Here is a 229-nt window from a genome sequence, read left to right on the forward strand (position 1 = left end):
TTGATCGCATTGCGTCGCTCGGGCCGGTTCATCGTAATGGTCAAGAGACCGCGATCGAGGCTTTGCAGAATCGTACCGGGCATGGCGATTTCCTGTGTTGGACGATAAGCGGCGCCGGACGAAGCCGGCGCCATCGATCGATCTACTTCTTGATCAGGGGGCAGCGCGACGCGTCGAGCGACTGGAAGGCCTGATCGCCGGGGATCGTGGCCAACAGCTTGTAGTCGTC

At 60.7% G+C, this 229-nt stretch carries 1 protein-coding gene; it reads left to right on the forward strand.

Going from position 1 to position 229, the window contains the following annotated elements; genetic code table 11:
* Positions 1-194 (forward strand): hypothetical protein (locus RZA33_RS19880; RefSeq protein ID WP_317510147.1); only part of this gene is annotated, 194 nt, incomplete at its 5' end.
* Between the last annotated feature and the right edge of the window lie 35 nt (positions 195-229).

Origin of the sequence: Halovibrio sp. HP20-59 (assembly GCF_033052795.2) — a bacterium.
GTDB lineage: Bacteria > Pseudomonadota > Gammaproteobacteria > Pseudomonadales > Halomonadaceae > Vreelandella.